The sequence below is a fragment of the Streptomyces sp. JJ66 genome (genome assembly GCF_019303495.1).
GTDB lineage: Bacteria > Actinomycetota > Actinomycetes > Streptomycetales > Streptomycetaceae > Streptomyces.
This window is the reverse complement of sequence record NZ_JAEVFI010000011.1, coordinates 211,504-236,051: the sequence shown is the minus strand read 5'-3', so window position 1 is coordinate 236,051 and position 24,548 is coordinate 211,504. Positions and strand designations below refer to the sequence as shown.

22 protein-coding genes and 2 pseudogenes are annotated in these 24,548 nt (G+C 70.3%); 11 read left to right on the top strand and 13 right to left on the bottom strand.

The annotated features are described in order from the left end of the window. Positions 1-8 precede the first annotated feature (8 nt). Genes nuoL through nuoN form a run of 3 tightly spaced genes read left to right on the top strand, consistent with a single transcriptional unit; the run spans position 9 to position 5,464 of the window. Positions 9-2,099 carry an NADH-quinone oxidoreductase subunit L gene (nuoL, locus tag JJV70_RS10765; RefSeq protein WP_219047595.1) on the top strand — a complete coding sequence of 697 codons (2,091 nt, stop codon included), beginning with the start codon at positions 9-11 and terminating at the stop codon, positions 2,097-2,099. Between the two features lie 3 nt (positions 2,100-2,102). After that, the gene (locus JJV70_RS10760) at positions 2,103-3,713 is read left to right on the top strand and encodes an NADH-quinone oxidoreductase subunit M (RefSeq protein WP_219047594.1); all 1,611 of its coding nucleotides are present in this window, start codon (positions 2,103-2,105) and stop codon (positions 3,711-3,713) included. Continuing rightward, positions 3,710-5,464: an NADH-quinone oxidoreductase subunit NuoN gene (gene nuoN, locus JJV70_RS10755; RefSeq protein WP_257573703.1), complete on the top strand. Its 1,755-nt coding sequence runs from the start codon at positions 3,710-3,712 to the stop codon at positions 5,462-5,464. Before JJV70_RS10760 ends, nuoN begins: the two co-directional genes overlap by 4 nt. Before the next feature lie 68 nt (positions 5,465-5,532). On the opposite strand, the pseudogene JJV70_RS10750 reads toward nuoN, so the two are convergent. The 6 genes and pseudogenes from JJV70_RS10750 to JJV70_RS10725 form a co-directional block, all read right to left on the bottom strand. Continuing rightward, positions 5,533-6,310, bottom strand: a pseudogene (locus JJV70_RS10750) (methyltransferase domain-containing protein). Between the two features lie 58 nt (positions 6,311-6,368). Next, the gene (locus JJV70_RS10745; RefSeq protein ID WP_219047593.1) at positions 6,369-7,763 is read right to left on the bottom strand and encodes a hypothetical protein; all 1,395 of its coding nucleotides are present in this window, start codon (positions 7,761-7,763) and stop codon (positions 6,369-6,371) included. Positions 7,764-7,765: 2 nt separating this feature from the next. Further along, complete coding sequence (locus tag JJV70_RS10740; protein ID WP_219047592.1) at positions 7,766-8,530, bottom strand: hypothetical protein; 765 nt, start codon at positions 8,528-8,530, stop codon at positions 7,766-7,768. Positions 8,531-8,569: 39 nt separating this feature from the next. Continuing rightward, complete coding sequence (locus JJV70_RS10735) at positions 8,570-9,154, bottom strand: CYTH domain-containing protein (protein WP_219047591.1); 585 nt, start codon at positions 9,152-9,154, stop codon at positions 8,570-8,572. Between the two features lie 156 nt (positions 9,155-9,310). Next, entirely contained in the window at positions 9,311-9,610 is a 300-nt protein-coding gene (locus tag JJV70_RS10730; RefSeq protein WP_219047590.1) for a hypothetical protein, read from the bottom strand. An 80-nt stretch (positions 9,611-9,690) separates the two neighbouring features. Continuing rightward, the gene (locus JJV70_RS10725) at positions 9,691-10,200 is read right to left on the bottom strand and encodes a nucleoside-diphosphate kinase (protein ID WP_219047589.1); all 510 of its coding nucleotides are present in this window, start codon (positions 10,198-10,200) and stop codon (positions 9,691-9,693) included. Between the two features lie 405 nt (positions 10,201-10,605). On the opposite strand from JJV70_RS10725, the gene JJV70_RS10720 reads away from it, so the two are divergent. Both JJV70_RS10720 and JJV70_RS10715 read left to right on the top strand, forming a co-directional pair. After that, on the top strand, positions 10,606-11,265 hold the full coding sequence (locus tag JJV70_RS10720) for an NUDIX hydrolase (RefSeq protein WP_219047588.1): 660 nt from the start codon (positions 10,606-10,608) through the stop codon (positions 11,263-11,265). Next, positions 11,262-11,675, top strand: coding sequence for an NUDIX hydrolase (locus tag JJV70_RS10715; protein ID WP_219047587.1), 414 nt, complete (start codon positions 11,262-11,264; stop codon positions 11,673-11,675). The genes JJV70_RS10720 and JJV70_RS10715 overlap by 4 nt, the downstream gene beginning before the upstream one ends. A 165-nt stretch (positions 11,676-11,840) precedes the next feature. Here JJV70_RS10715 and JJV70_RS10710 read toward each other — a convergent pair whose 3' ends face one another. The 3 genes from JJV70_RS10710 to fahA all read right to left on the bottom strand — a co-directional run bounded on the left by JJV70_RS10710 (position 11,841) and on the right by fahA (position 14,389). Next, positions 11,841-12,329: a hypothetical protein gene (locus JJV70_RS10710; RefSeq protein WP_219047586.1), complete on the bottom strand. Its 489-nt coding sequence runs from the start codon at positions 12,327-12,329 to the stop codon at positions 11,841-11,843. 115 nt (positions 12,330-12,444) lie between these two features. Beyond that, complete coding sequence (locus JJV70_RS10705; protein ID WP_219047585.1) at positions 12,445-13,128, bottom strand: hypothetical protein; 684 nt, start codon at positions 13,126-13,128, stop codon at positions 12,445-12,447. Positions 13,129-13,195: 67 nt separating this feature from the next. Next, entirely contained in the window at positions 13,196-14,389 is a 1,194-nt protein-coding gene (gene fahA, locus JJV70_RS10700; RefSeq protein WP_219047584.1) for a fumarylacetoacetase, read from the bottom strand. A 213-nt stretch (positions 14,390-14,602) separates the two neighbouring features. Here fahA and JJV70_RS10695 point away from each other — a divergent pair, with 213 nt between their 5' ends. The 6 genes from JJV70_RS10695 (at position 14,603) to JJV70_RS10670 (ending at position 19,708) form a co-directional block, all read left to right on the top strand. Next, a complete protein-coding gene (locus JJV70_RS10695) occupies positions 14,603-15,613 on the top strand; it encodes a polyprenyl synthetase family protein (RefSeq protein WP_219047583.1) in 1,011 nt (336 codons plus the stop codon). A 301-nt stretch (positions 15,614-15,914) separates the two neighbouring features. Continuing rightward, positions 15,915-17,168, top strand: coding sequence for a DUF2092 domain-containing protein (locus JJV70_RS10690; protein WP_219047582.1), 1,254 nt, complete (start codon positions 15,915-15,917; stop codon positions 17,166-17,168). Between the two features lie 57 nt (positions 17,169-17,225). After that, positions 17,226-18,185, top strand: coding sequence for an ABC transporter ATP-binding protein (locus JJV70_RS10685; RefSeq protein WP_219047581.1), 960 nt, complete (start codon positions 17,226-17,228; stop codon positions 18,183-18,185). Then, a complete protein-coding gene (locus tag JJV70_RS10680) occupies positions 18,172-19,176 on the top strand; it encodes an ABC transporter permease (protein ID WP_219047580.1) in 1,005 nt (334 codons plus the stop codon). Before JJV70_RS10685 ends, JJV70_RS10680 begins: the two co-directional genes overlap by 14 nt. A gap of 32 nt (positions 19,177-19,208) precedes the next feature. After that, positions 19,209-19,412 carry a hypothetical protein gene (locus tag JJV70_RS10675; protein WP_219047579.1) on the top strand — a complete coding sequence of 68 codons (204 nt, stop codon included), beginning with the start codon at positions 19,209-19,211 and terminating at the stop codon, positions 19,410-19,412. After that, the gene (locus tag JJV70_RS10670; protein WP_219047578.1) at positions 19,409-19,708 is read left to right on the top strand and encodes a hypothetical protein; all 300 of its coding nucleotides are present in this window, start codon (positions 19,409-19,411) and stop codon (positions 19,706-19,708) included. The genes JJV70_RS10675 and JJV70_RS10670 overlap by 4 nt, the downstream gene beginning before the upstream one ends. Before the next feature lie 8 nt (positions 19,709-19,716). Here JJV70_RS10670 and rarD read toward each other — a convergent pair whose 3' ends face one another. From rarD to JJV70_RS22655, 4 genes and pseudogenes are all read right to left on the bottom strand, one after another. Further along, positions 19,717-20,718: an EamA family transporter RarD gene (gene rarD / locus JJV70_RS10665; RefSeq protein WP_219047577.1), complete on the bottom strand. Its 1,002-nt coding sequence runs from the start codon at positions 20,716-20,718 to the stop codon at positions 19,717-19,719. A gap of 221 nt (positions 20,719-20,939) precedes the next feature. Beyond that, positions 20,940-22,043, bottom strand: coding sequence for a 2-oxoacid:ferredoxin oxidoreductase subunit beta (locus JJV70_RS10660; protein ID WP_219047576.1), 1,104 nt, complete (start codon positions 22,041-22,043; stop codon positions 20,940-20,942). Beyond that, the gene (locus JJV70_RS10655) at positions 22,036-23,964 is read right to left on the bottom strand and encodes a 2-oxoacid:acceptor oxidoreductase subunit alpha (protein WP_219047575.1); all 1,929 of its coding nucleotides are present in this window, start codon (positions 23,962-23,964) and stop codon (positions 22,036-22,038) included. The genes JJV70_RS10660 and JJV70_RS10655 overlap by 8 nt, the downstream gene beginning before the upstream one ends. 227 nt (positions 23,965-24,191) lie before the next feature. Then, positions 24,192-24,410, bottom strand: a pseudogene (locus JJV70_RS22655) (LuxR C-terminal-related transcriptional regulator); the annotation flags it as partial. Positions 24,411-24,548 lie beyond the last annotated feature (138 nt).

Sequence of the window (24,548 nt, the reverse complement as noted above, 5' to 3'; positions counted from 1 at the left end):
ATCTACCAGTGGAGTCATTGATCGGACTGCTCGTCGCGGCGCCGCTGCTGGGCGCGGCCGTCCTGCTCCTGGGCGGACGGCGCCTGGACCGCGCCGGGCACTGGCTGGGCACCGCGCTGGCCGCCGTCTCCTTCGTCCTCGGCGCCGTCCTCTTCTTCGACATGCTGGGCCGCCCCGGCGAGGATCGCACGCTGCACCAGTTCCTGTTCAGCTGGATTCCGGTGGAGGGCTTCCAGGCCGACGCCGCCTTCCGGCTGGACCAGCTGTCCATGACGTTCGTGCTGCTCATCACCGGCGTCGGCACGCTCATCCACCTGTACTCGGTGGGCTACATGGAGCACGACGCGCGGCGCCGGCGGTTCTTCGGCTACCTCAACCTGTTCCTCGCCGCGATGCTGCTGCTGGTGCTGGCCGACAACTACCTGCTGCTGTATGTCGGCTGGGAGGGCGTGGGCCTGGCCTCGTACCTGCTCATCGGGTTCTGGCAGCACAAGCCGAGCGCGGCGACGGCGGCGAAGAAGGCGTTCCTGGTCAACCGCGTCGGTGACGCGGGCCTGGCCATCGCCATCTTCCTGATGTTCACCACCTTCGGCACGTTCGCCTTCAGCGAGGTGCTGCCCGCCGCCGACGGCGCCAGCGAGGGCGTGCTGACGGGGATCGGGCTGATGCTGCTGCTCGCCGCGTGCGGCAAGTCGGCGCAGGTGCCGCTCCAGTCCTGGCTCGGGGACGCCATGGAAGGCCCGACCCCGGTCTCCGCGCTCATCCACGCCGCGACGATGGTCACGGCGGGCGTCTACCTCATCACCCGCTCCGGCGCGCTCTTCGACGCCGCCCCGGCCGCGCAGACCGCCGTCGTCGCCGTCGGCGCCGTCACGCTGCTGTTCGGGGCGATCGTCGGGTGCGCCAAGGACGACATCAAAAAGGCGCTCGCCGCCTCCACCATGTCGCAGATCGGCTACATGGTGCTGGCCGCCGGGCTCGGCCCGATCGGCTATGCCTTCGCGATCATGCACCTGGTCACCCACGGCTTCTTCAAGGCCGGGCTGTTCCTCGGCGCCGGTTCGGTCATGCACGGTATGAACGACGAGGTGAACATGCGCAAGTACGGCGGGCTGCGCCGCTACATGCCGGTCACCTTCGTCACCTTCGGCCTGGGCTACCTGGCCATCATCGGCTTCCCGGGCCTGTCCGGATTCTTCTCCAAGGACCTCATCATCGAGGCCGCGTTCTCGGCGGGCGGCGTGCGGGGCTGGGTTCTGGGCGGCGCCACACTGCTGGGCGCGGCGCTCACCGCGTACTACATGACGCGGGTGATGCTGCTGACGTTCTTCGGCGAGGAGCGCTGGCGGGTCCGCCCGGCGCCGGCCCCGACCCCGGCCCCGGCCGAATCGGGCGCGGCGCCCGCGGCCGTGGCGGGCGGCGCGGGGGTTGGTGCTGCCGGTGGCACGGGGGCGCCCGGTGGTGCCGCTGGCACGGCGGGCTCCGGCGCTGGCGCTGGCTCGGCGGGCTCCGGTGCTGGCGGCTCCCCGGCGGCGTCCGGCCAGGCCGCTGGGCTGGCGGGTGAGCCGCACCCGCACGAGTCGCCGAAGGTCATGACGGTGCCGATGATCGTGCTTGCCTTCGGCTCCGTCTTCGCCGGTGGCCTGTTCAACTGGGGCGAGGCTTTCGTGCACTGGCTGGAGCCGGTCACCGCCTTCGAGCACCCGCACCCGCCGATCCCGATCCCGGTCATCACCGGCGCGACGGTCGCCGTCATGCTGCTCGGCGTCGGCCTCGCGTGGCTCCAGTACGGGCGCAAGCCGGTGCCGCTGACCGCGCCGCGCGGCTCGCTGCTCACCCGGGCCGCCCGCCGCGACCTGCTCCAGGACGACTTCAACCACGCCGCGTTCGTCAGCGGCGGCCAGCACCTGACGCGCAGCCTGGTCTACCTCGACCACACGGTGGTGGACGGCGGCGTCAACGGGACGGCGGCGGCCTTCGGCGGGCTGTCCGCGCGGCTGCGCAAGGTGCAGAACGGGTTCGCCCGCTCCTACGCGGTGTCGATGTTCGGCGGTGCGGCCGTGCTGGTCGCAGCCACCCTGCTGATGAGGGCGGTCTGATACATGTCTGGTTTCCCCCTGCTGACGGCCACCGCCGTCCTGCCCGCGCTCGGCGCGGTGGCCACCGCCGCCGTGCCCGCCGCCCGGCGGGCCGCCGCCCGGTGGCTCGCGCTCGCGGTGTCGCTGGGCACGCTGGTGCTCGCCGGTCTCGTCGTCGCCCGCTTCGACCCGGGCGGTGCGCGCTACCAGCTCACCGAGTCCTACGCGTGGATCGCCGACTTCGGCGTCCGCTTCGAACTCGGCGTGGACGGCATCGGCACCGCGCTCATCGCGCTCACCGCCCTGCTGATCCCGTTCATCATCGCCGCGGGCTGGCACGACGCCGACCCCCTCGAAGCGGCCGAGCCCTCCCGCCGCTGGCGGCCCACCCAGGGCTTCTTCGCGCTGATCCTCATGGTCGAGGCCATGGTGATCATCTCGTTCGCCGCCACCGACGTCTTCGTCTTCTACATCTTCTTCGAGGCCATGCTCATCCCGATGTACTTCCTCATCGGCGGCTTCGGGGACCGGGCGCACGCCGCCGGGGAGGACGAGGGCGCCAAGCAGCGCTCGTACGCGGCGGTGAAGTTCCTGCTCTACAACCTCGCGGGCGGCCTGATCATGCTGGCCGCCGTGATCGGCCTGTACGTCGTCACCGCCGACCAGCTCGGCGAGGGCACCTTCTCGCTCCAGCGCATCACCGAGGCCCGCGCCGCCGGTGAGCTGACCATGGCGCAGGGCACCGAACGCCTGCTGTTCCTCGGCTTCTTCCTCGCCTTCGCCGTCAAGGCTCCGCTGTGGCCGCTGCACACCTGGCTGCCCAGCGCGATGGGCGAGTCCACCGCGCCGGTCGCGGTGCTCATCACCGCCGTCGTGGACAAGGTCGGCACGTTCGCCATGCTGCGGTTCTGCCTCGGGCTGTTCCCCGAGGCCAGCGCCTGGGCCACGCCCGTGGTCATCGTGCTGGCGCTGGTCAGCATCGTCTACGGCGCGCTGGTGGCCGTCGGGCAGCGGGACATCAAGCGCCTGGTGGCGTACGCGTCCATCTCCCACTTCGGCTTCATCATCCTCGGCGTCTTCGCCATGACCAGCCAGGGCCAGTCCGGGGCCACGCTGTACATGGTGTTCCACGGCATCTCCACCGCCGTGCTGATGCTCGTGGCCGGGTTCCTCATCTCGCGGCGCGGCTCGCGGCTCATCGCCGACTACGGCGGCGTGCAGAAGGTGGCGCCGGTGCTGGCCGGGACGTTCCTGGTCGGCGGGCTCGCCACCCTCTCGCTGCCCGGACTCGCGCCCTTCGTCAGCGAGTTCCTGGTGCTGGTGGGCACGTTCAGCCGCTACCCGGTGGCCGGGATCGTCGCCACCGCGGGCATCGTGCTGGCGGCCCTGTACGTGTTGCTGCTCTACCAGCGCACCATGACCGGGCCGGTGGACCAGCCGGAGATCGCGCGCATGCCGGACCTGCGGCCGCGTGAACTGGCCGTCGTCGCGCCGCTCATCGCGCTGCTGATCCTGCTCGGCGTCTTCCCGAAGCCGCTGACCGACATCGTCAACCCGGCGGTCGAGCACACCCTCTCGGACGTGCGGCAGACCGACCCGCAACCGCAACTGCCCGCAGTGGAGGCCGCGGAATGAGCGCGACATACGCGATGACGGACGCGCTGGCGCACGCGTCGGCACCCGCGCCGGAGCACGTGACGGCACCCGTGCTGGAGCACGTCACGGAGCACCTGACGGCACCCGCGTCGGCGTCCGCGTCCGGTGAGTCCGTCCACAGCCTGTGGACGCTCGCCGCCGAGGCGCCGTCCATCGAATACGCCCAGCTCTCCCCGACGCTGATCGTGCTCGGCGCCGCCGTCCTCGGCATCCTGATCGAGGCGTTCGCCCCGCGCCGCGCCCGCTACACCGCCCAGGTGCTGCTGGCCATCGCCGCCCTCGCCGGTGCCTTCGCCGCCGTCGTCGGCCTGGCCCTGGACGGCTACGCCACCACCCAGGCCGCCGTCGCGGGCGTCGGTGCCATCGCGGTGGACGGCCCGGCCCTGTTCCTGCAAGGCGTCATCCTGCTGGTGGCCGTCGTCGCCGTCTTCACCTTCGCCGAACGCCGCCTGGAACCCACCGCGCACGGCGCCCAAGTCGACTCCTTCGCCGCCCAGCCCGCCGCCATCCCCGGCGGCGAGGGCGAGAAGGCCGCCGTCAAGGCCGGGTGGACGACGACGGAGATCTTCCCGCTGCTGCTCTTCGCCGTCGGCGGCATGCTGCTCTTCCCCGCCGCCAACGACCTGCTGACGCTGTTCATCGCGCTGGAAGTCTTCTCGCTGCCGCTGTACCTGCTGTGCGCGCTCGCCCGCCGCAGGCGGCTCCTGTCCCAGGAGGCGGCCGTCAAGTACTTCCTGCTCGGCGCGTTCTCCTCGGCGTTCCTCATCTTCGGCATCGCCCTGCTCTACGGCTACGCGGGCACCGTGTCCTACGCCGGGCTCGCCCAGGTCGTCGAGGGCGCCGTGCCCAGCCCCTCACCCGCGCTGGCCGCCAGCACCGCGAACGACGCGCTGCTGCTTATCGGCGGCGCCATGGTCGTCATGGGCCTGCTGTTCAAGGTGGGCGCGGTGCCGTTCCACATGTGGACCCCCGACGTCTACCAGGGCGCCCCCACCCCCGTCACCGGCTTCATGGCCGCCGCCACCAAGGTCGCCGCCTTCGGCGCCCTGCTGCGGTTGCTGTACGTCGTCCTGCCCGGGCTGCGCTGGGACTGGGAGCCGGTGATGTGGGGCGTGGCCATCGCGTCCATGCTGCTCGGTGCCGTCGTCGCTCTCACCCAGACTGACGTCAAGCGGCTGCTGGCCTACTCCTCCATCGCGCACGCCGGGTTCATCCTCGCGGGCGTCATCGCCACCACCCCCTCCGGCGTCTCCTCGGTGCTGTTCTACCTGCTCGCCTACTCCTTCGTGACACTCGGCGCGTTCGCCGTGGTGACGCTGGTGCGCGACGCGGGCGGCGAGGCGACACACCTGTCCCAGTGGGCCGGACTCGGGCGCCGCTCGCCGCTGGTCGCCGCCGTCTTCGCGGTGTTCCTGCTCGCCTTCGCGGGCATCCCGCTCACCTCCGGATTCGCGGGCAAGTTCGCGGTGTTCAAGGCCGCGGCGGAGGGCGGCGCGGGCGGACTGGTCGTCGTCGGCGTCATCGCCTCGGCCATCGCGGCGTTCTTCTACATCCGCGTCATCGTGCTGATGTTCTTCTCCGAACCCAGCCCCGAGGGGCCGACCGTCGCCATCCCCAGCGTGTTCACCACGGCCGCCATCACCATCGGCGTCACCGTCACCCTGGTCCTGGGCATCGCCCCCCAGTACTTCCTGGACCTCGCCACCCAGGCGGGCGTCTTCGTCCGCTAGCGACGCCCCGTGGGGCCGGTGCACACCCACGCACCGGCCCCACGGGATGCCGCCCGGTGATCAAGGCGTTAGGAACGGGGCAGCCCGGACTCGCGGTCTGTTTGAGGGCTCTTCGTGGCGACGACGTAGATGCTGCCCCAGCGGCGCTTCGGGTTGGCCATGGTGGGGTCGAAGGCCCAAGGCTCGATGGTGATGAAGCCGGCTTCGGCGAAGAGCTGGACGAGCTTGTCGTGGTCGTAGGCCCACAGATGCGGGGTGTAGATGGGGTCGTCGTCCTGGTCGCGGAAGACGAGGTTCACGAGGTCGAGTCGGGTGTTGATGTCACCGCGGCAGTCGCGTTTGGCGTACCAGCGCTCGATCGTCTCGTCGGGGGTCTTCAGTGGGTGGGGGTATTGGTTGAGAGCGAAGGCGGCGTCGGGAATTCCGGTGATGATCCGGCCGCCCGGCACGAGGACGCGGTGGGCCTCGCGGGCGTAGTACTTTGCTGAGCGCGGGTAGTCGATGTGCTCCAGGAAGTGTTCAGAGAAGATCTCCTCGGTGCTGTCGTCTTGGAGGGGGGATGCCCTCGCGGATGTCCCAGTGGAGGTCGGCCGGTGGCACGAGGTCGATGTTGAAGAAGGCGTCGATGCGGTGGGCTCCGCCGCCGATCTGGACCCTGGCGGGCTTGTCATCGATGCGGCCGTTGGGCCAGGCGCGGCGGCTGGCGTGGTGGTAGCGGTGGAGTTCGATCTCCTTGGCGGCGGCCCGGAGAGTGCGGGCGAGGCCGTGGGTGGTGGCGGGGTCAGCGAGGACGGAGGCGATCTGCTCGCCGAGGAGCTCGACGGAGGGCATGTCGGAGGTACTCATCACGATCTCCTGCGTGTGAGGTTACTCGGGTGGGGTGGGCCGCGGGTGGCGGCAGCGATTAGGCGGCGTTGGGCGCGGGGGCAGCCCACTGGTTGTTGCGCATGAGGGTGTACTTGATGTCCACCAGCCGCGGGGCGATGGTCAGCGCGAGCTCTTCGGCCGGGTGGAGGTGGCCTGCCTCGTCCTGCTCGGCGCGCCAGACGCGGAAGTCGAGGTTGGGGTAGGCCGGGTTGATGCCGACCTCGCCCTTGGGCATCGTGCCGTTGAACGGGGCGACGATATCCATGTGATTCCAATAGTTCCAGACTTGCAGCGCCTTGTGCTGGTCGAAGTAGAAGTAGAAGTCGGGGTAGCGGCCGAAGGTGCGCAGTTCCCGGTGGATCAGGTGGCCCAGCAGTGGTCCGAGCTGGGTGGCCAGGGAGTCGAACTCCCAGCGCGTGTGGTGCCAGGCTTCCGGGGCGTCACCAGGCGCGAAGAGGCGGGCGGCGACGAGGTAGCTGATGCGCTCGACCAGGTATGCGCTCGCGTGGTTGGGGTCGATGGTCGGGTCGACCCGGTGGATGAGTGCGGCCAACTGCTTCGGACGGGGACGGAACCTCGCCAGGTCGAACTTGCCGGCCATGGCAGGGAAGGAGGCGAATAGCGTCTCCTTGTACAGCCAGTTGTTCAGCTCGCCAAGATCGGCTAGGCGCCGGGTGTGGCGGGAGGTCGAGTGGAGCATCAGGTACTCGGCGACCGCTTCGAAGTACAGGTAGCCGAGGATCGGCAGGCGGGGGATCGTCTCGTCGAGCAGCTTGAGGAACGGCTCGGCGTCGACTTGGGTGCCCAGATACGCGACGGCGGAAGCCGTGGCGAGGAACGCGGCCGAGTTCTTGACCCGGCTGACGACGGTCTCGCGCAGTTGGTGCCGTTCGTTCTTACTCAGCAGGTACTCGAGGCGGGTGTAGATCTGCAGGTGGATGAGGCCCAACCGCAGGTAGTCCACCCCTGCGAGACCGCGGTATGCCTGCGGCGGGGTGTCGATCTCGAAGATCAGCGGGGTAGGGACACGGTCGGTGACACCGAGCTTGGCCAGGAAGGTTGGTGCTTCCTTGGTCAGGACGTAGGCGCCGAGATTGTGCATGCGGAAGCCCTGGTCGCTCGCGGTGAGCGGCGCACAGTAGATGCTTCCGACGAGGCAGCCGCCCGATGGGTAGAGCACTCCTTGCTGGCTGATCTCCTCCAGGGCGTGGGTGACGTGCAACAGGTGCAGCTTACTGTTCCCGCTCAGGGCTTCGAAGAGGGCGTTCTGCCGCAGCAGGTGGCCGTTCGGGGTGTCCTCGGCGAGACGTCGGTCCCAGCCCGCAGCCTGTGTGGCGAGCGGGTCGGTGTGGTCAGCGGGGCCAGGGATGAGAGTTGAGCCGAAGAATGAGTGGGCGTCGGCCCACAGGTGGTAGCTGTCGAGAAAGTCCATGGTCAGAGTAGGCCCTTCTCAGCGAGGGCGTAGCGGACAGCCTCGGGGCCGCTGGCCCCGGCGAGGTAGGCACGCTCCGAGACGAGAACCAGGTCGAAGGCGAGAGCGCGTAGCTGGTCAAAGACGGGTTCGCGGACGTAGCTGGAGTTTGGCCACCACTTCAGCTTCGGCAGGCGGTAGCGGTCCAGGGCATCGGCGGCCTTGACCACGTCGGTGATGCGGCCGGTCCGGGCGTGGTCCGACGTGTCGTCTGCGGTGAACGCCTCGTACGGAATGTCGTGCAGTCGAACGGCGGTGGCCGCCTGCACGATCCGCCGGGATGTGGCGGTGAGGCCGAAGTGGACCCAGACGGTGTCTGCGTTCGCGGCGAGCCAGATGGCCGCGCGGGCTCCATGTCCTCGGTCGTCCTGGTCATGGCGTCGTTGGCAATCGTGTACGGCGGCGGCGAGTACCGCTGTGGCGGTATCGGCGTCGTCGAGGCTGTTCGCCTCTGCAAGGACGGCGGCGAGCGCTGCCGTCCTCATGGCGTGCCGGACGCCGTGGAGCGATGTGTACAGGCGGGGGTCGGCCCACCACCGGGTGGGCAGTCCGCCGTGTGCGAGCAGTTTCTTCGACTGCGGGCGCATGGCCAGCCGCGTAGCCGGGGGGAGGTCGGGTTTGTTGTCGCTGATCCACGCGATGGTGGCGTGGTCCATGTGCTGGTGGAGCGGGAGCTGTCCTCGGGCAGCCAGGTCGATCAGACTTGCGGTCAACGGGGTCGTGCTCACTCGTGCCCACCCCCTTGGTGGTCTCCGCGGTGATGTTCTCTACCGGATCGGCGCGGTCTGCTGCTCGCGCTCCTTGCGCTCCTTCTCGGCCGCCTCGAAGGCGGCGGTGAAGTCGGCCAGCTCCTGCTCCGTCATCAGCGTCACACCGAGCGCCGTGGCGACGTCCGTGATCTTGGCTTCGGCTTCGGCGCGGGCGGCAGCCGGGGCGCCGTCTTCCAGCAGCACCTCGAACTCGGCGTGGTAGCCCCACGCCTCACTCCACTTGACCGCGATCTCGACGCCGTCGAAGCGGAAGTTGTGACGGAAGTTGAACGCCTCGTGCATCGCTGTCTCGAAGCCGAGGGCGTTGAACACCTTCACCGCGGCGGGAACGTCGTTGGGGGCGATGGCGAACTCGGTCTCCTCGAAGGCCGTGCCCCGTCCGATCTTGCTCCCTTTCAAAGTGACCTTCGCGGTGTCGGCGGTGGTGTTGTCCGTAACCTTGAGGAGTTGGGCAGGGAGCACGTAGAAGTAGATGTGCTTGTCGTCGGGGCCCAAGTCCTCTCCGCCCGCCTTCAGGCGGGTGACGAGCCGGTCGTGAGCCTCCTTGGTGAAGCGGGCGCGCATCTCAATCTCGACGGCCACTGGGCTGCTTCCTCCTCGTTTCAGGCATAGCGAAGCCAGCCGGACCCTGCCGTGAGGGGCTGTCCGGTCGGGCGATCGTTATGGGGTTGGTGTTCGAGCGGGGTGATGCGGCCGGATCGGTTTCAGGCCGCATCACCCCGGATGAATCGCCGGATGTCAGCCGAGGGTGCCGAAGCGTTCCTTGACGACTCCCGAGTGCAGGTAGGTCGGCAGCTGGACGTCGCCCACCGACGTGCGGCCGGTGGCGACCTGCTCCTCTGTCTCGCTGGGGAATCCTTCCAGCAGGCGCAAGCACTGCTGGACCCACTCACGCGACGCGGGCCAGTCGCCCAGGTCGCGGTGGCGCACAGCCAGGGCGTACGCGGTCTCGGTGGCCGCCCACCGGTCGGTCGCCAGCTCACGCTGGAAGATCGTCTCCAGTTCGTCGGTGGAGGCCATGCGGGTCTGGCTGGTCATGGTGCCCTCTCGGTTCAAGCGTTCGTGCCCCAATGGTGTTCAACGTCATGACGCCCCGTGGGTGACGCCGTGACCCGCTGCTAGTACGTGTAGATCTCAGCTAGTGTCTTGTAGTCCTGCAGTTCGCTCATGTCGAACCACAGCCCCACCTCCTGCTTGGCCTCCTCTGCGTTGCCGGAAGCGTGCACGAGGTTCGCGACCGCCTTGCCCGAGGCGACGCTGCCCGCGGCGCTGTAGTGGGAGAAGTCCCCCCGAACTGTTCCGGCCGGGGCCTGGTTCGGGTACGTGCTGCCGACGATCTTGCGGACCGTGGCAATGGCGTCGAATCCCTCCAGTACCAGGGCGATGACGGGGCCCTGCTGCATGAACGTCGCCGTGACGCTGTAAACCTCCGATCCCAGCCGCTCTTCCAGGTCGAAGTAGTGCTTGCGGGTGAACTCCTCGTCCATCCACTTCATCTTCGTGCCGACGATCTTCAGCGCGGCTTCCTCGAACCGCGTGATGATCCTTCCTGCCAGTCCACGGGCCAGTGCATCGGGCTTGAGCAGGACGAGTGTGCGCTCGACAGTGTGTGCCTGAACCTCAGCCATTGGCTCCCTTTCGCCTTGTTACTTAATTGAAGTGACGCGCAATCAGCCGTCATCCGTTGAGGTTACCGGCGCTGGCAGGGCGGTACAGACGTACGGACGCCTGTCCTGGATGGGCGATCATCGGCTGAGGTGCGGTTGATCGGCCATCGAGAGTCCGGATTCGGCCAACTTGTTATTTCGCGCCCTCCACGGAGGGTGCGTACCTAGAATCTCCCTGTGACCGTTGGTGCAGTCGTGTCTCTCCTATGCCTCCCAAGGCGTGAGCCTTCGGTGGTGGCTCCTTGCCCCCGGGTGACTCCGATTCTTCCGGGGCTCTTCGCGCAGGGCCATGCGGTGCCGATGCAGTGGGAGTGCACTTTCGGCACCAGAAGTTTTGCACTGTGGCGGCGATGAGGGGGCAGGCTTGTGGACGTGATCGAGCGCTGGAGCGGCAGGTACGCGTGCCTGCTGCAGTCCGCCCTACGGCTCGGCAACGAACAGTTCGCCGCTCACTTGGGCATCGCCGTCAGAACGGTGGCCAGTTGGCACTCTGACGCATTCGTTGTGCCTCGCCGGGAGATGCAGCAGCTACTCGACACAGCCCACGAACAGGCTCCTCCGGCTGCCCGACAGCGTTTCGCTCTCTTGCTGGCAAAGGAGCTGGCGTCAGCAGACTCGACACCGCCCGGCGCGCAGGCGCTGCGAGTGGCCATCGCGGTGGTCGCCCGCGACAGCGATGTCCTTCTGGTATGCCGACGGGACAACGATGTTGCGGGAATCACGTGGCAGTTTCCGGCTGGAGTCATCAAGCCGGGAAACAAGCCGGAGATCACCACAGTGCGGGAGACATTGGACGAGACGGGAGTCCACTGCGCGGTGCGGAAGAACCTGGGCAATCGTCTCCACCCCACGACCGGTGTGCTGTGCGAGTACTTCCTCTGTGAGTACCTGGCTGGCGAGGCCACCAACACCGACACGGCCGAGAATATCGACGTGATGTGGGTTCCTGGAAACGCAGTGCCCCGCTTCATCCCCGTCGATACGATCTTCCCACCCATCCTGGCCGTCCTGGAGGAGCAGACGTGACGCAGCAGCAGACGGATGAGCAGCCCGGTATCGCCGCCGCCATCGTTGTTCACGAGGGCCGTGTGCTCATGGTCCGCCGCCGGGTCAGAGAGGGGCAGCTGTCCTGGCAGTTCCCGGCCGGAGAGGTCGAGCCAGGCGAGGAGCGCGAGGACGCCGCTGTGCGGGAGACCCGGGAGGAGACTGGGCTGACCGTGGCTGCGGTCAAGCTGCTCGGCGAGCGCGTTCACCCGAAGACGGGACGCCTCATGTCGTATACTGCCTGCCGGAAACTGGGCGGTACGGCTCAGGTGGTGGACGCGGAAGAGCTGGCCGAGCTCGCCTGGGTTGCCCATGGCGACATCCCGGAGTACGTGCCCTACGGCCTGTTCGAGCCAGTGCAGGAGTACCTGGACGGGGCTATGACTTCCTGATCCACCACCGCGCGGCGACTAACGAAACTCGCACCGAACCGGTCTGTCACTGGCGCGGAGGCTATGGCTACGTTGGCGGCTACGTAAGCCGATGCGTCGTCGCTCACTGGGAAGCCCCTAGATCAGTTCGGCAAGCTCGCACCTTCAATTTCTGGACCGGATAAGTCAGTTCTGGGGGATGAGGTCTTCTAGGTCGCCGAGGTCGGTGGGCATGTCTTTGGGGGCGTCGGCGATCTTGGTGTAGGTGTCGGTCGCGCCGCTGTTCCAGGAGATGGTCAGCTCCTCGCTGTCTACCTTCTCCACGGTGCCGTTGCTGCGCTCCGTGCCGTTGTCGCCCTGGTCGCCGTTGCAGGTGAGGGTGAGCGTGGGCTGGTCGGCTTCCGTCACGCGGCCGTCGCAGGTGCCGGATTCCCGGACCAGGGAAACGCCGTCGGCGAAGATGCTCAGCACCAGCTCCTCGCCGTCCGCGCTGGTGCGCCAGATGCCCTGCACGGTGCCGGGCTGACGCTCCGTCTCCGGATCGACGCCGGTGTTCTGCGACTTCTCGGCCGCGGGCTTCTCGTCCTCGCCGTCGCCGCCCTGGCCGCATCCGCCGCTCAGCAGCACGGCCGCGATCGCTGCCGCCGTCCCCGTCACCCGCGCTGACGTGCGCATGTTCACTCCTACGTTCCGGAACAGATGGCGGTCAAGCTAGCAGCATCGCGGCCGTGCGACGGCCATCGCTCCAGGTCGGGCACGCCACCTGGGAGGGGCCGTCGGAGCTGGCCGTCTACTGGTCGAACGAGGGTGCACCGTCCATCTTCTGCGCGGAGAGGTACTCCTCAGCGCCGCCCGAGGCCCAGGTGATGGACAGCTTGCCGTCCTTGACGCCGTTGATGGTGGCCTTGGTGTACTTCTCGCCGCCTTCGCCCTCGCACTTCAGGGTGGCCGTGAGCGGCTTCTTGCTCTCGTCCACGGTGCCGGAGCACAGGGTCTGGTCGGCGACGCCGATCAGGTTGTCGGTGATGTTGACCATGACGATGCCCTGGGCGTCGGTGCCGGGCATGGCACTGAGCCAGGCGCCCTGGAACGGCTTCATCGCGGTGCTGGGCTCGCCGGGGTCGCCGTCCCCGCCGCCGTCAGCGCCCTCGTCCCTGCCGCCGTCAGCGCCGTCGTCTCCGCTGCCGCCGTCAGCGCCTTTCCCGGCGCCGCCGTCCCCGCCGGTCTCGTCCTGACCCTCGTCGCCGCCGTCACCGCTTCCGCCGTCGCCACTCCCGGCGCCGCCGTCCCCGCCGGTGTCCCCGTCGCCACCGCCGTCCCCGTCGCCGCCCGTGTCGCCGTCGGCCGGGGCGGAGGACGACTCCGAGGTGTCCGGCTTGTCCTCGGCGTCGTCGCCCCCGCTGCCGCACCCGCTGATCAGGAGCGCCGCCGCCACCGCGACGGCCGCACCCGCACCCCGCGCCCGTATCCGCACTGTTCCTCCCCTATACCTGATACCTGTGGACGAGCAGAGAAATCGGCTTACCGTAACCCCCGTGGGGTCAGGCTTTGTAGACCTTGCCCGCGACCTCTCCCAGGCCGATCCGCGCACCGTCCGGCCCCGGTGCCCACGCGGTGAGCACCACCTCGTCGCCGTCCTCCAGGAACGTCCGCTCGCCGTCCTGGAGCCGGAGCGGGTTCTCGCCCGACCACGTCAGCTCCAGCAGGCAGCCGCGCTGGTGCGGCTCGGGGCCGCTGACGGTGCCGGAGGCGAACAGGTCGCCGGTGCGCAGTGAGGCGCCGTTGACCGTCAGGTGCGCGAGCTGCTGCGCGGCCGTCCAGTACATCGCGGAGAACGGCGGCTCGGCGATGGTGGTGCCGTTGAGCGTGACGCTGATGCGCAGGTCGAACCCGGCGGGTTCCCCGGCGGAGCCGGCGTCGTCGGCGAGGTAGTCCAGCAGCGGGTGGGTGCGCTCGGGCGGGGCGACGCGGGCGGCGTCCAGCGCCTCCAGCGGCGTGATCCACGCGGAGACGGAGGTGGCGAAGGACTTGCCGAGGAACGGGCCCAGCGGCACGTACTCCCACGCCTGGATGTCGCGCGCCGACCAGTCGTTGAGCAGGCAGACGCCGAAGACGTGCTCCCGGAACGCGGACTGCGGCACCGGCTCGCCGAGCGTGGACGGCGTGCCCACGACGAAGCCGACCTCCGCCTCGATGTCCAGCCGCTGGGAGGGCCCGAACACCGGCCCGTCCGGCGTGCGGCGCTGCCCGTGCGGCCGTCGCACCGGCGTGCCGGAGACGACGACCGTGCCCGCGCGGCCGTGGTAACCGATGGGCAGGTGCTTCCAGTTGGGCGTGAGCGGTTCGCCGTCCGGGCGGAACATGCGGCCGACGTTGGTGGCGTGGTGCTCGCTGGCGTAGAAGTCCACGTAGTCGGCGACCTCGAACGGCAGGTGCAAGGTGACGTCGGCGAGCGGGACGCGGAGCAGCTCGGCCTCGCGCTCGGCCAGCCAGCCGCGCAGGTCCGCGCGCACCGCCGTCCACACCGCGCGGCCCGCCGCCAGCAGGGGGTTCAGCGTGGGCGCGGTCAGCAGGTCGGCGTGCGGGGAGCCCAGCGCCGTCGCGGCGGCACCGAGATCCACGACGGTGCCGCCGTAGCGCACGCCGATCCGGCGGTGGCCGGGAGCGTCGGCGGTGGAGAAGACGCCGTAGGGGAGATTGTCACGGCCGTACAGCTCAAGAGGGTTGTCTGGCATGTCGGTGGTGCCCTCGCCTTCGAGGTCGTCGCCGGTCAGGACCGGTCCCAGGCTAGCGAGGGGACGTGCCTGACGTGATCGACAGGTGACCGGATACGCTTCGGCGGTAGAACGCCAAGGGTGCGTGTACCTCACAGTAACCGGCGGTGACCAGCGGGTACCGGCCGAGACCAGTAGATCTGCTGACAGATCTGGCGCAGACAGGAGAACCTCGTGACCGTCGTCGAGCCCTTCGGGCTGAACGTGCGGGACCAGGCTCTGGAAGCCGACGTCCAGGCCGGGCTGGCCGCTGTCGAGCGCGGGCTGATGGAGGCCACCAAGAGTGACGTCCCCTTCATCACCGAGGCCGCCCAGCACCTGGTCCGCGCCGGCGGCAAGCGGTTCCGCCCCCTGCTGACGCTCCTGTCCGCCCAGTTCGCCGACCCGTACGCGCCGGGCGTCGTCCCCGCCGCCGTCGTCGTCGAGCTGACCCACCTGGCCACGCTCTACCACGACGACGTCATGGACGAGGCCGACGTGCGCCGTGGCGTGCCCAGCGCCAACGCCAACTGGGACAACTCCGTCGCCGTGCTGACCGGCGACTTCCTCTTCGCCCGCGCCTCCCACGTGCTGGCCGACCTCGGGCCGGAGGCGGTGCGCATCCAGGCCGAGGCGTTCGAACGCCTGGTCACCGGCCAGATCCTGGAGACCGCCGGGCCGCGCGAGGGCCAGGACGCCATCGAGCACCACCTCGACGTCCTCGCCGGGAAGACGGGCTCGCTCATCGCCGTCGCCTGCCGCTTCGGCGCGCTGATGTCCGGCGCCGGCGAACGCCTTGTCTCCGTCCTCAGCCAGTACGGCGAGCGCATCGGCACCGCGTTCCAGCTCGCTGACGACGTGCTCGACATCGCCTCCGACGGCCACGAGTCCGGCAAGACGCCGGGCACCGACCTGCGCGAGGGCATCGCGACGCTGCCGGTGCTGCACCTGCGGGCGCTGGCCGCGTCGGGCGGCTCCGCGTTGGACCGCGAGCTGGTCCGGCTGCTGGAGGGCGACCTCACCGACGACGCGCGGCACGCGGACGCCCTGGCCGGGCTGCGCGCCCACCCCGCGCTCGACCTCGCCCGCCGCGACGCCGTCGCCCACGCCGAGCAGGCCCGCGCCGCGCTGGCCCCGCTGCCGCCGCACCCCGCGAAGGACGCCCTGGCCGCCCTGTGCGACGGAGTCGTCCACCGCGCGGGCTGACGCGCGCCCAGGCGACGGCGCCACCCCCGAACCCCGTCCAGCCCGTACCGGCGCGCGGGCCGGGCACACGGAGCTGGGGCGGAACTCTCGTGGCCCGTCGGACGTAGGTCCCTTAGGGGTCGGGTGACTCCTGGACGGTGCCGATCATCCCGTGGGCGGACGCGGGTTGGCCCTGGCGGCTGACGCGGTGCGCCGCGTGGTTTGCTGGGATTGTCCTACCACCCCGTGCCACGACGGGTGACAATGGCGGCGGGTAGACGCAGGGGGTGGGCGCCGCCCACGTACGGAGGTAGACGGACAGATGGCGAAGCCCAGCGGGTCCCGTGGACCCGGCAAGAAGACGATCCGGTACGCGGTGCCCGTGGCGGTGGCCGCCGTCACGGTGGCGAGCGTCGGCCTGGTCCCGGCCCTGGCGGACAACGGCGATCCCAAGCTGCCCGACATCACCGCCGAGGAGCTGGTGGCCAAGCTCGCGGCGTCCGATGTGCGGCAGCTCTCCGGCACCGTGGAGATCAGCTCCGACCTGGGCATCCCGGGTCTGGGCGGCGGCGCGGGCGCGGACGGCGGCCCGTTCGGCGGCGGCCACGGCGGGCCGGACGGCGAGCGCGGCGAGGAAGCCCCGCACGACGGCGCGCCCGAGGAGTCCCCAGCCGACCCGAGCGGCAAGCTGCTGGAGCTGGCCGGCGGCGAGCACACGCTGCGCGTGGCCATGGACGGGCCGGACAAGCAGCGCGTGTCCGTCATCGAGGAGGCCGCCGAGTACAGCCTGATCCACAACGCGGGCGAGCTGTGGGCCTACGACAGCGCGAGCAACACCGCCTTCCACGCCCAGGCCCCCGAGGGCCACCGGGGCGGCGAGAAGCCGACGGCGCCCGGCCCGCAGGACCTCACCCCGCAGGAGGCCGCCGAGCGGCTGCTGGACGCGGTGGATGAGTCCACGTCGGTCCGGGTAGACGGCACCACCACCGTCGCCGGGCGGGACGCCTATCAGCTGGCTGTCGCGCCCAAGGACGCCGCGCACTCCACGGTGGAGGCCGTGCGCGTCGCCGTGGACGCCGAGAACGGCACCCCGCTGCGGTTCAGCCTGGACGCGCGGGACGGCGGCGACCCGATCGTCGAGGCCGCCTACACCGAGGTGGACTTCGGCAAGCCCTCGGCCGACCTGTTCGACTTCAAGCCGCCTGCGGGCACCGAGGTCACCGAGGCCGGGGAGCTGGACGGCGGCCACGGCGGCCCGCTGAACGGTGACCCGGGCAACCTGCCGGGGCTGGATGCCCTCGCGGAGCTGGGCGGCGAGACGGAGGTGATCGGCGAGGGCTGGAGCAGCGTCGTCAAGATCGACGCGCCCGAGGGCGTCATGCCGGAGAACGGCGAGCTGACCGGGCCGCAGGACGGCGGGTTCCTGGACGCGCTCACCAAGGAGGTCAAGGGCGAGTTCGGTACCGGCCGCATGCTCAGCACCCGCCTGGTGAACGCCCTGCTCACCGACGACGGCACGCTCTACGTCGGCGCCGTCACCGAGGAGGGGCTGGTCCAGGCCGCAGACGCGGACTGACGCCGCCTGCGGGACGCGACCCCGCAGCACCGATAGCAGCAGCACACAGGAGGCACCTTGGACGCGCCGCCCGCCGCCGAGCCGGCCGTGGAGGCCCACGGGCTCAGCAAGCGCTACCGGGGCGGCCAGCTCGCGGTGGACGGGCTTGACCTGCGCGTTCCCCGGGGCAGCGTGTTCGGGTTCCTCGGCCCCAACGGGTCGGGCAAGACCACCACGATCCGGATGCTGCTCGGCCTCATCGCGCCCACTTCGGGCAGCGCCGCGCTGCTGGGCCGCCCCATGCCGCACGACGCCCGGCGCGTGCTGCCGAAGGTGGGCGCGCTGATCGAGGGTCCGGCGCTGTACGGGTTCCTCACCGGACGCGCCAACCTCGCCCGGTTCGACGCCGCCGACCCCACCGCCGACCCGGCCACCCGCCACGCCCGCATCGAGGCCGCGCTGGCCCGGGTCGGGCTGGGCGCGGCGGCGGGCAAGAAGGCCAAGGCGTACTCGCTGGGCATGAAGCAGCGGCTCGGGCTGGCCGCCGCCCTGCTCCAGCCCCGCGAGCTGCTGGTGCTGGACGAGCCGACCAACGGCCTCGACCCGCAGGGTATGCGCGAGATGCGCGCGCTGATCCGCGAGCTGGCCGCCGAGGGCATCACCGTCTTCCTCTCCTCGCACCTGCTGGACGAGGTGGAGCAGGTGTGCACCCACACCGCTGTCATGGCGCGCGGCAGACTGCTCACCCAGGGCCCGGTCGCCGAACTGGCGGCGGGTGTGCGCGGCAGGCTCGCGGTGACGACGCCGGACGCCGCCGACGCCGCCCGGGTGCTGAAGGAGCACGGGGTGACGGGGCTGGCGGTGGCCGGAGACCGGGTCAGCGGTGACCCGCCGGAGGACGACGCCGTGGACCTCGCCGACCTCAATGCCGCACTCGTCCGGGCGGACGTGCGCGTCCGCGCCTTCGGGGTGGAGCGGGGCACGCTGGAGGACGCTTTCGTCGCGCTGACCGGGGAGGGTTTCGATGTCGCGGGCTGACGCTGGCACCCCGGCCGCCGGGGAGAACCCCGCGCGCACCGGGCGGACGGCCGCCGCGCGGGCTGACGGGGCCGACGCGCGTGCCGACCAGGCCGGAGCAGCCGCCGCGACCGGCGGTGGACGCCCTGGGCCGCCGGCGGCGAGCGGGCGGCCGCCGCGGTGGTGGACGCTCGGGCTGCTGAGCAGTGAGCTGGCCCTCACCCTGCGGCGCGGGCGGACGCTGGCGCTGCTGGCCATCCTCGCCGTGCTGCCCGTCCTCATCGGCGTGGCGGTGAAGATCGAAACCGGTGGCGGGGACGGCTCCGGCGGTGATGGCGGCGGTCCGCCGTTCATCAACCAGGTGACGAACAACGGCCTGTTCCTCGTCTTCACCGCGCTCGCCGCGACGCTGCCGTTCTTCCTGCCGATGACCGTCGGCGTCGTCGCGGGCGACTGTGTGGCCGGGGAGGCGGCCTCCGGGACGCTGCGCTACCTGCTCGTCGCCCCGGCCGGGCGGACGCGGCTGCTGCTGGCCAAGTTCGCCGCCGTCGTCGTCTTCTGTCTGCTGGCCACGCTCGTCGTCGCCGTCAGCGCGCTGCTGGTCGGTGTCGCGCTGTTCCCGGTGGGTGATATCACGCTGCTCTCGGGCGTCACCGTCTCGTTCGCCGAGGGGCTGGTGCGGGCGCTGGTGATCGCGCTGGCCGTCACCGTCTCCCTGCTGGGGCTGGCGGCGCTCGGGCTGTTCATCTCCACGCTCACGGGCAGCGGCATCGCGGCGATGGCGGCCACCGTGGGGCTGCTGATCACGGTGCAGATCCTCGCCGTCATCCCGCAGCTGGATGTCATCCATCCGTACCTGTTCCCGTACCACTGGCTGTCCTTCGCCGACCTGCTGCGCGCCCCGGTGCGCTGGGACGACGTGCTGGCCAACGCGGGTCTCCAGGCGCTGTACGTCGCCGTCTTCGGCAGCGCCGCCTGGGCCCGCTTCACCACCCGCGACGTCACGGCATGACGGCGTGACCTCCCCGCAGTAAGCTCGTTGGTATGACCGTGAAGATGACGTTCTCCCTTCCCGATGATGTGGGGGCCTTTCTCCGGTCCCGTGACAACGCGTCCGCCTACGCGGCCACCGTGCTGCGCCGTGCCATGATCGCTGAGCGTTTGCGGGAGCATCCGGCTCCCGACTGGGACGACGACTTCGGGCGCGCGAGCAGCGCGACATTCTTCGGAGCGGAATCGGGCACGTGAAGCGGGGCCACGTGTACCGCATCCGCTACCAGGACCGCAGTATTGATGTCCTCGTCGTCTCTGATGATCAGATCAACGCGCACGTCGGCGGGGCCACCGTGGTCCAGGTGTACCCGCAGGGTGAACGGACGCCGACCCTGCTGAGTGTGCCGATGGAGACACCGTTGCCGGGCTTCGCCGTCACCGACCGGTACAGCTCCTTCAGCGCCGCTCACTTCACCGACGACCGTGGGCCGGTCGATGCCCGGGTGATGGAAGCCGTCGAGATCAGCATCCGCACCGTGCTGGGCCTGTAACGGCCGGTTCAGCTCCCGGCCGCAGGGCCGACCGGGGTGGGGCGCGGCTCCCGTGGGGTGACCTCCGGGGCGGGGTCGGCCGGGGCGGCGGCTGCCTGGCGGCGGGCGGCGCGCAGCGTGGCGCGGTTGCGGCGGGCGGTGCGCAGCGCGTCGTACGTCAGCACGCACAGCGCGACCCACACCAGCAGGAACCCGGCCCAGCGCTCGGGCGGCATCGCCTCGTGGAAGACGAACAGGCCGAGCAGGAACATCGACGTGGGCGCCAGGTACTGGAGCAGGCCGATCGTGGACAGCGGCACGCGCATCGCGGCGGCGCCGAAGAGGATCAGCGGCAGCGCGGTCACCAGGCCCGCGCCCGCGAGCAGCAGCGCGTGCCCCCAGCCCGCGCTGGTGAACGTCGCCTCGCCGCGCGCGCTCAGCAGCAGGACGAAGCCGAGCGCGGGCAGGAACTGGAGCGCGGAGTCGGCGCTGAACCCCTCCAGGCCGTCGAGCCGGGTCTGCTTCTTGATGAACCCGTAGAAGGCGAAGGTGACGGCCAGCGTCAGCGAGACCCACGGCACCTGCCCGTAGGCGACGGTCATCACGGTCACCGCCAGCGCGCCGATGGCCACGGCCGCCCACTGCGGCGGACGCAGCCGCTCACGCAGCAGCAGCACCCCGAGCGCGATCGTCACCAGCGGGTTGATGAAGTAGCCGAGTGACGCCTCCAGCACGCGGCCCTCGCTGACGGCCCAGATGAACAGGTACCAGTTGACGGAGATCAGCGTCGTGGACAGCGCGACGAGGCCCAGGAGGCGGGGCTGCCGCAGCAGCGGGCGTATCCAGCTCCAGCGGCGCAGGACGATCAGGATCAGCACGGCCGTCGGCAGTGACCACATCATGCGGTGGGCGAGCACTTCGGCGGCCGGGGTGGCGGCCAGGAGGTGCCAGTAGAGGGGGAGGAGGCCCCACAGGCCGTATGCGGCGAAACCGTACAGAAGCCCGGTGCGGCTGTCGCTCGTCCCCGTCACGGCCTCTCCTCCTCGCTGGTGGTGCGCTGTCTCCTGTGAAGGTAACGGCGAACCGGGCGGTTGTCATTCCCGTTTCGCGTGACACTCCTGTCAGGTGAGCACCCCGGGCACGCCACTTCCTGGGCACCTGCGGGCACTCTCCCGCCGGGGCTCCGGGCCACACACGCCAGGGCTGGCCGAACACCGCGTGTCCGGCCCGCCCTGGGGGTGGTGACTACGGGTTACCCCACAACCGTCCAGGTGTCCTTGCCGTGCAGGAGGGCGGAGAGGTCGCCCTTGCCGTGGTGCTCGATGGCGGTCTCCAGTTGGTCGGCCATGAGCGTGTCGTAGACCGGCCGCCGCACGTTGCGGAAGATGCCGATCGGGGTGTGGTGGAGTGTGTCGGGGTCGGCCAGCCGGGACAGGGCGAACGCGGTGGTCGGTGACGGGGAGGCCGCGTCGTGGACGACGAGTCCGTCGGTGCCGTGCGCGGCGACGTCCACCACGCGCAGGTCGCCGGTGGCCGGGTCCCGCACGACGCCCTTGCCGCCCAGCCCGTCCTCGGCGGGCGCGCCGAACCGTACCGGCTGCCCGTCCTGAAGCCGGATGACGGCTTCCAGCGCCTGCTCCTTGTCCTTCAGCGCCTCGAACGCGCCGTCGTTGAAGATGTTGCAGTTCTGGTAGATCTCCACCAGCGCGGTGCCGGGGTGTTCGGCGGCCTGGCGCAGGACCTCGGTGAGGTGCTTGCGGTCGGAGTCCACCGTGCGCGCGACGAAGGACGCCTCGGCGCCGATCGCCAGGGACACCGGGTTGAAGGGGGCGTCCAGCGAGCCCATCGGCGTGGACTTGGTGATCTTCCCGGCCTCGGAGGTGGGGGAGTACTGGCCCTTGGTCAGCCCGTAGATCCGGTTGTTGAACAGCAGGATCTTGAGGTTGACGTTGCGCCGCAGCGCGTGGATGAGGTGGTTGCCGCCAATCGACAGCGCGTCGCCGTCACCGGTGACGACCCACACTGACAGGTCGCGGCGTGCGGCGGCCAGGCCGGTGGCGATGGCCGGGGCGCGGCCGTGGATGGAGTGCATCCCGTAGGTGTTCATGTAGTACGGGAAGCGCGAGGAGCAGCCGATGCCGGAGACGAAGACGATGTTCTCCCTGGCCAGGCCCAGCTCCGGCAGGAAGCCCTGCACGGCGGCCAGTACGGCGTAGTCGCCGCAGCCGGGGCACCAGCGCACCTCCTGGTCGGACTTGAAGTCCTTGGCCGACTGGGCGCCTTCGGCCTTGGGTACCAGCGACAGCGCGTGGGAGGGTTCGGCGGGGCCATGGGTGAGGGTGGTGGCGTCAGCCATGGTCAATGGCCTCCTTGAGGACGTCGTGGAGCTGCTCCGCCTTGAAGGGCAGACCGCGTACCTGGGTGTAGGGCTGGGCGTCCACCAGGTAGACGGCGCGCAGCAGCAGCGTGAGCTGGCCGAGGTTCATCTCGGGCACGATCACCTTGTCGTAGCCGCGCAGGATGGTGCCGAGGTTGGCGGGGAAGGGGTTGAGGTGGCGCAGGTGGGCCTGCGCGATGACGTCGCCGCCGCGCCGCACCCGGCGCACCGCCGCGGTGATCGGGCCATAGGTGGAGCCCCAGCCCAGGACGAGGACCTTCGCCTCGCCGGAGGGGTCGTCCACGGTGAGGTCCGGTACCTGGACACCGTCTACCTTGGCCTGTCGGGTGCGGACCATCAGCTCGTGGTTGGCCGGGTCGTAGGAGATGTTGCCCGTGCCGTCCTGCTTCTCGATGCCGCCGACGCGGTGTTCCAGGCCCGGGGTGCCCGGCACGGCCCAGGGGCGGGCCAGCGTGTGCGGGTCGCGCTTGTAGGGCCAGAAGACCTCGGTGCCGTCGCCCAGGGTGTGGTTGGTGGTGGTGGCGAACTGGGTGCGCAGGTCCGGCAGTTCGTCCATCTCCGGGATGCGCCACGGCTCGGAGCCGTTGGCGAGGTAGCCGTCGGAGAGCAGGAAGACCGGAGTGCGGTAGGTCAGGGCGATGCGCGCGGCGTCCAGGGCCGCGGTGAAGCACTCCGCGGGCGTGGCGGGCGCGACGATCGGCACCGGCGCCTCACCGTTGCGGCCGTACATGGCCTGCAACAGATCCGCCTGCTCCGTCTTCGTCGGCAGGCCGGTGGAGGGGCCGCCGCGCTGGACGTCCACGATGAGCAGCGGCAGTTCCAGCGACACCGCAAGACCGATCGTCTCGGACTTCAGCGCCACGCCCGGCCCTGAGGTGGTCGTCACCGCGAGCGCGCCGCCGAAGGCCGCGCCGAGCGCGGCGCCGATCCCGGCGATCTCGTCCTCGGCCTGGAAGGTGCGCACGCCGAAGTTCTTGTGCTTGCTCAGCTCGTGCAGGATGTCGGAGGCCGGGGTGATCGGGTAGGACCCGAGGAACAGCGGCAGGTCCGCCTGCTGAGACGCGGCGACCAGTCCGTAGGACAGCGCCAGGTTGCCGGAGATGTTCCGGTACGTGCCGGAGGGGAACGCCTGCGCGGCCGGGGCGACCTCGTAGGAGACGGCGAAGTCCTCCGTCGTCTCGCCGAAGTTCCAGCCGGCCCGGAAGGCGGCCACGTTGGCCTCGGCGATCTGAGGCTTCTTCGCGAACTTCTTGCGCAGGAAGCGCTCGGTGCCCTCGGTGGGCCGGTGGTACATCCACGACAGCAGGCCGAGCGCGAACATGTTCTTCGACCGCCCGGCCTCCTTGCGGCCGAGGTCGAACCCCTTCAGCGCCTCCACGGTGAGCGTGGTCAGCGGCACCGGGTGCACCGAGTAGCCGTCGAGTGAGCCGTCCTCCAGCGGGGAGACCGCGTAGCCGACCTTGGCCATCGCGCGCTTGGTGAACTCGTCGGTGTTGACGATGAGTTCGGCACCGCGCGGCAGGTCCGCGAGGTTCGCCTTCAGCGCCGCCGGGTTCATCGCGACCAGCACGTTCGGCGCGTCGCCGGGGGTGAGGATGTCGTGGTCGGCGAAGTGGAGCTGGAAGGAGGAGACGCCGGGCAGGGTGCCGGCGGGGGCACGGATCTCGGCGGGGAAGTTCGGCAGCGTGGACAGGTCGTTGCCGAACGACGCCGTCTCCGACGTGAAGCGGTCCCCCGTGAGCTGCATACCGTCACCGGAGTCCCCCGCGAACCGGATCACTACCCGGTCCAGGCGCCTGACTTCCTTGGCGCTGTCATGACTGACCTGACTGGTCACGTGCAAGGACCTCCCTCTCGGTCCGGCGGGCTCACGTTCCATCGTACGTGGGTGTAAGGGTCGCCTACCTTGGTGTGACCACATCGTGGACCAGTGGATGAGACGTCGCTTCCCAGGTAGTGGGACAGTCGAGCGCCGGTCCAGCGGCTGCCCGGCACCGGCCTGAACTGGCCGGATGGCTGAAGTGGCACCCCGCGTTCCGGATACGGAGCGCCGTCCCGCAGGCGTGACCTCCGGTCACGGCGTGTGGAAGGCGGGCGCGGCGAGCCCCGCCGGTGATCTGCGTCACTCTGTGCCAGGTCCGTTTCCTGACGTTCTCGCTGACACGCTTCTCCGCCGCGCCGTCGCTCACCACAGGCTGCGGGCGATCGCCCCGTTGGGGTGCGGCCTTCGGCCATCAGGGTGAGCACTTCCCGCTCGCGCGGGGTCAGGACAGTCAGCGCGTCGCGCTTGCGGCCCGGCAGGTGCGCCACCACCTCCGGGTGCCGTCCGCGTCCCGCCATGGGGTTCCTCGGCCGCCCCGGGTGGGGATGACCCCACTCAAAAGGGGCTCGCCCAGCCTGGCGCACCGCTGCGCCAGCTGCGGGAACGCGACAGGATGGGGCAGAGCGGGAGATCGGGGGTCA

Coding starts and splice junctions, on each gene's coding strand:
- JJV70_RS10760 (WP_219047594.1), top strand. CDS start 2,103: ATGTCTGGTTTCCCCCTGCTGACGGCCACCGCCGTCCTGCCCGCGCTC.
- nuoN (WP_257573703.1), top strand. CDS start 3,710: ATGAGCGCGACATACGCGATGACGGACGCGCTGGCGCACGCGTCGGCA.
- JJV70_RS10745 (WP_219047593.1), bottom strand. CDS start 7,763: ATGGACTTTCTCGACAGCTACCACCTGTGGGCCGACGCCCACTCATTC.
- JJV70_RS10730 (WP_219047590.1), bottom strand. CDS start 9,610: ATGACCAGCCAGACCCGCATGGCCTCCACCGACGAACTGGAGACGATC.
- JJV70_RS10725 (WP_219047589.1), bottom strand. CDS start 10,200: ATGGCTGAGGTTCAGGCACACACTGTCGAGCGCACACTCGTCCTGCTC.
- JJV70_RS10710 (WP_219047586.1), bottom strand. CDS start 12,329: ATGCGCACGTCAGCGCGGGTGACGGGGACGGCGGCAGCGATCGCGGCC.
- fahA (WP_219047584.1), bottom strand. CDS start 14,389: ATGCCAGACAACCCTCTTGAGCTGTACGGCCGTGACAATCTCCCCTAC.
- JJV70_RS10690 (WP_219047582.1), top strand. CDS start 15,915: ATGGCGAAGCCCAGCGGGTCCCGTGGACCCGGCAAGAAGACGATCCGG.
- JJV70_RS10680 (WP_219047580.1), top strand. CDS start 18,172: ATGTCGCGGGCTGACGCTGGCACCCCGGCCGCCGGGGAGAACCCCGCG.
- JJV70_RS10675 (WP_219047579.1), top strand. CDS start 19,209: ATGACCGTGAAGATGACGTTCTCCCTTCCCGATGATGTGGGGGCCTTT.
- JJV70_RS10660 (WP_219047576.1), bottom strand. CDS start 22,043: ATGGCTGACGCCACCACCCTCACCCATGGCCCCGCCGAACCCTCCCAC.
- JJV70_RS10655 (WP_219047575.1), bottom strand. CDS start 23,964: ATGGAACGTGAGCCCGCCGGACCGAGAGGGAGGTCCTTGCACGTGACC.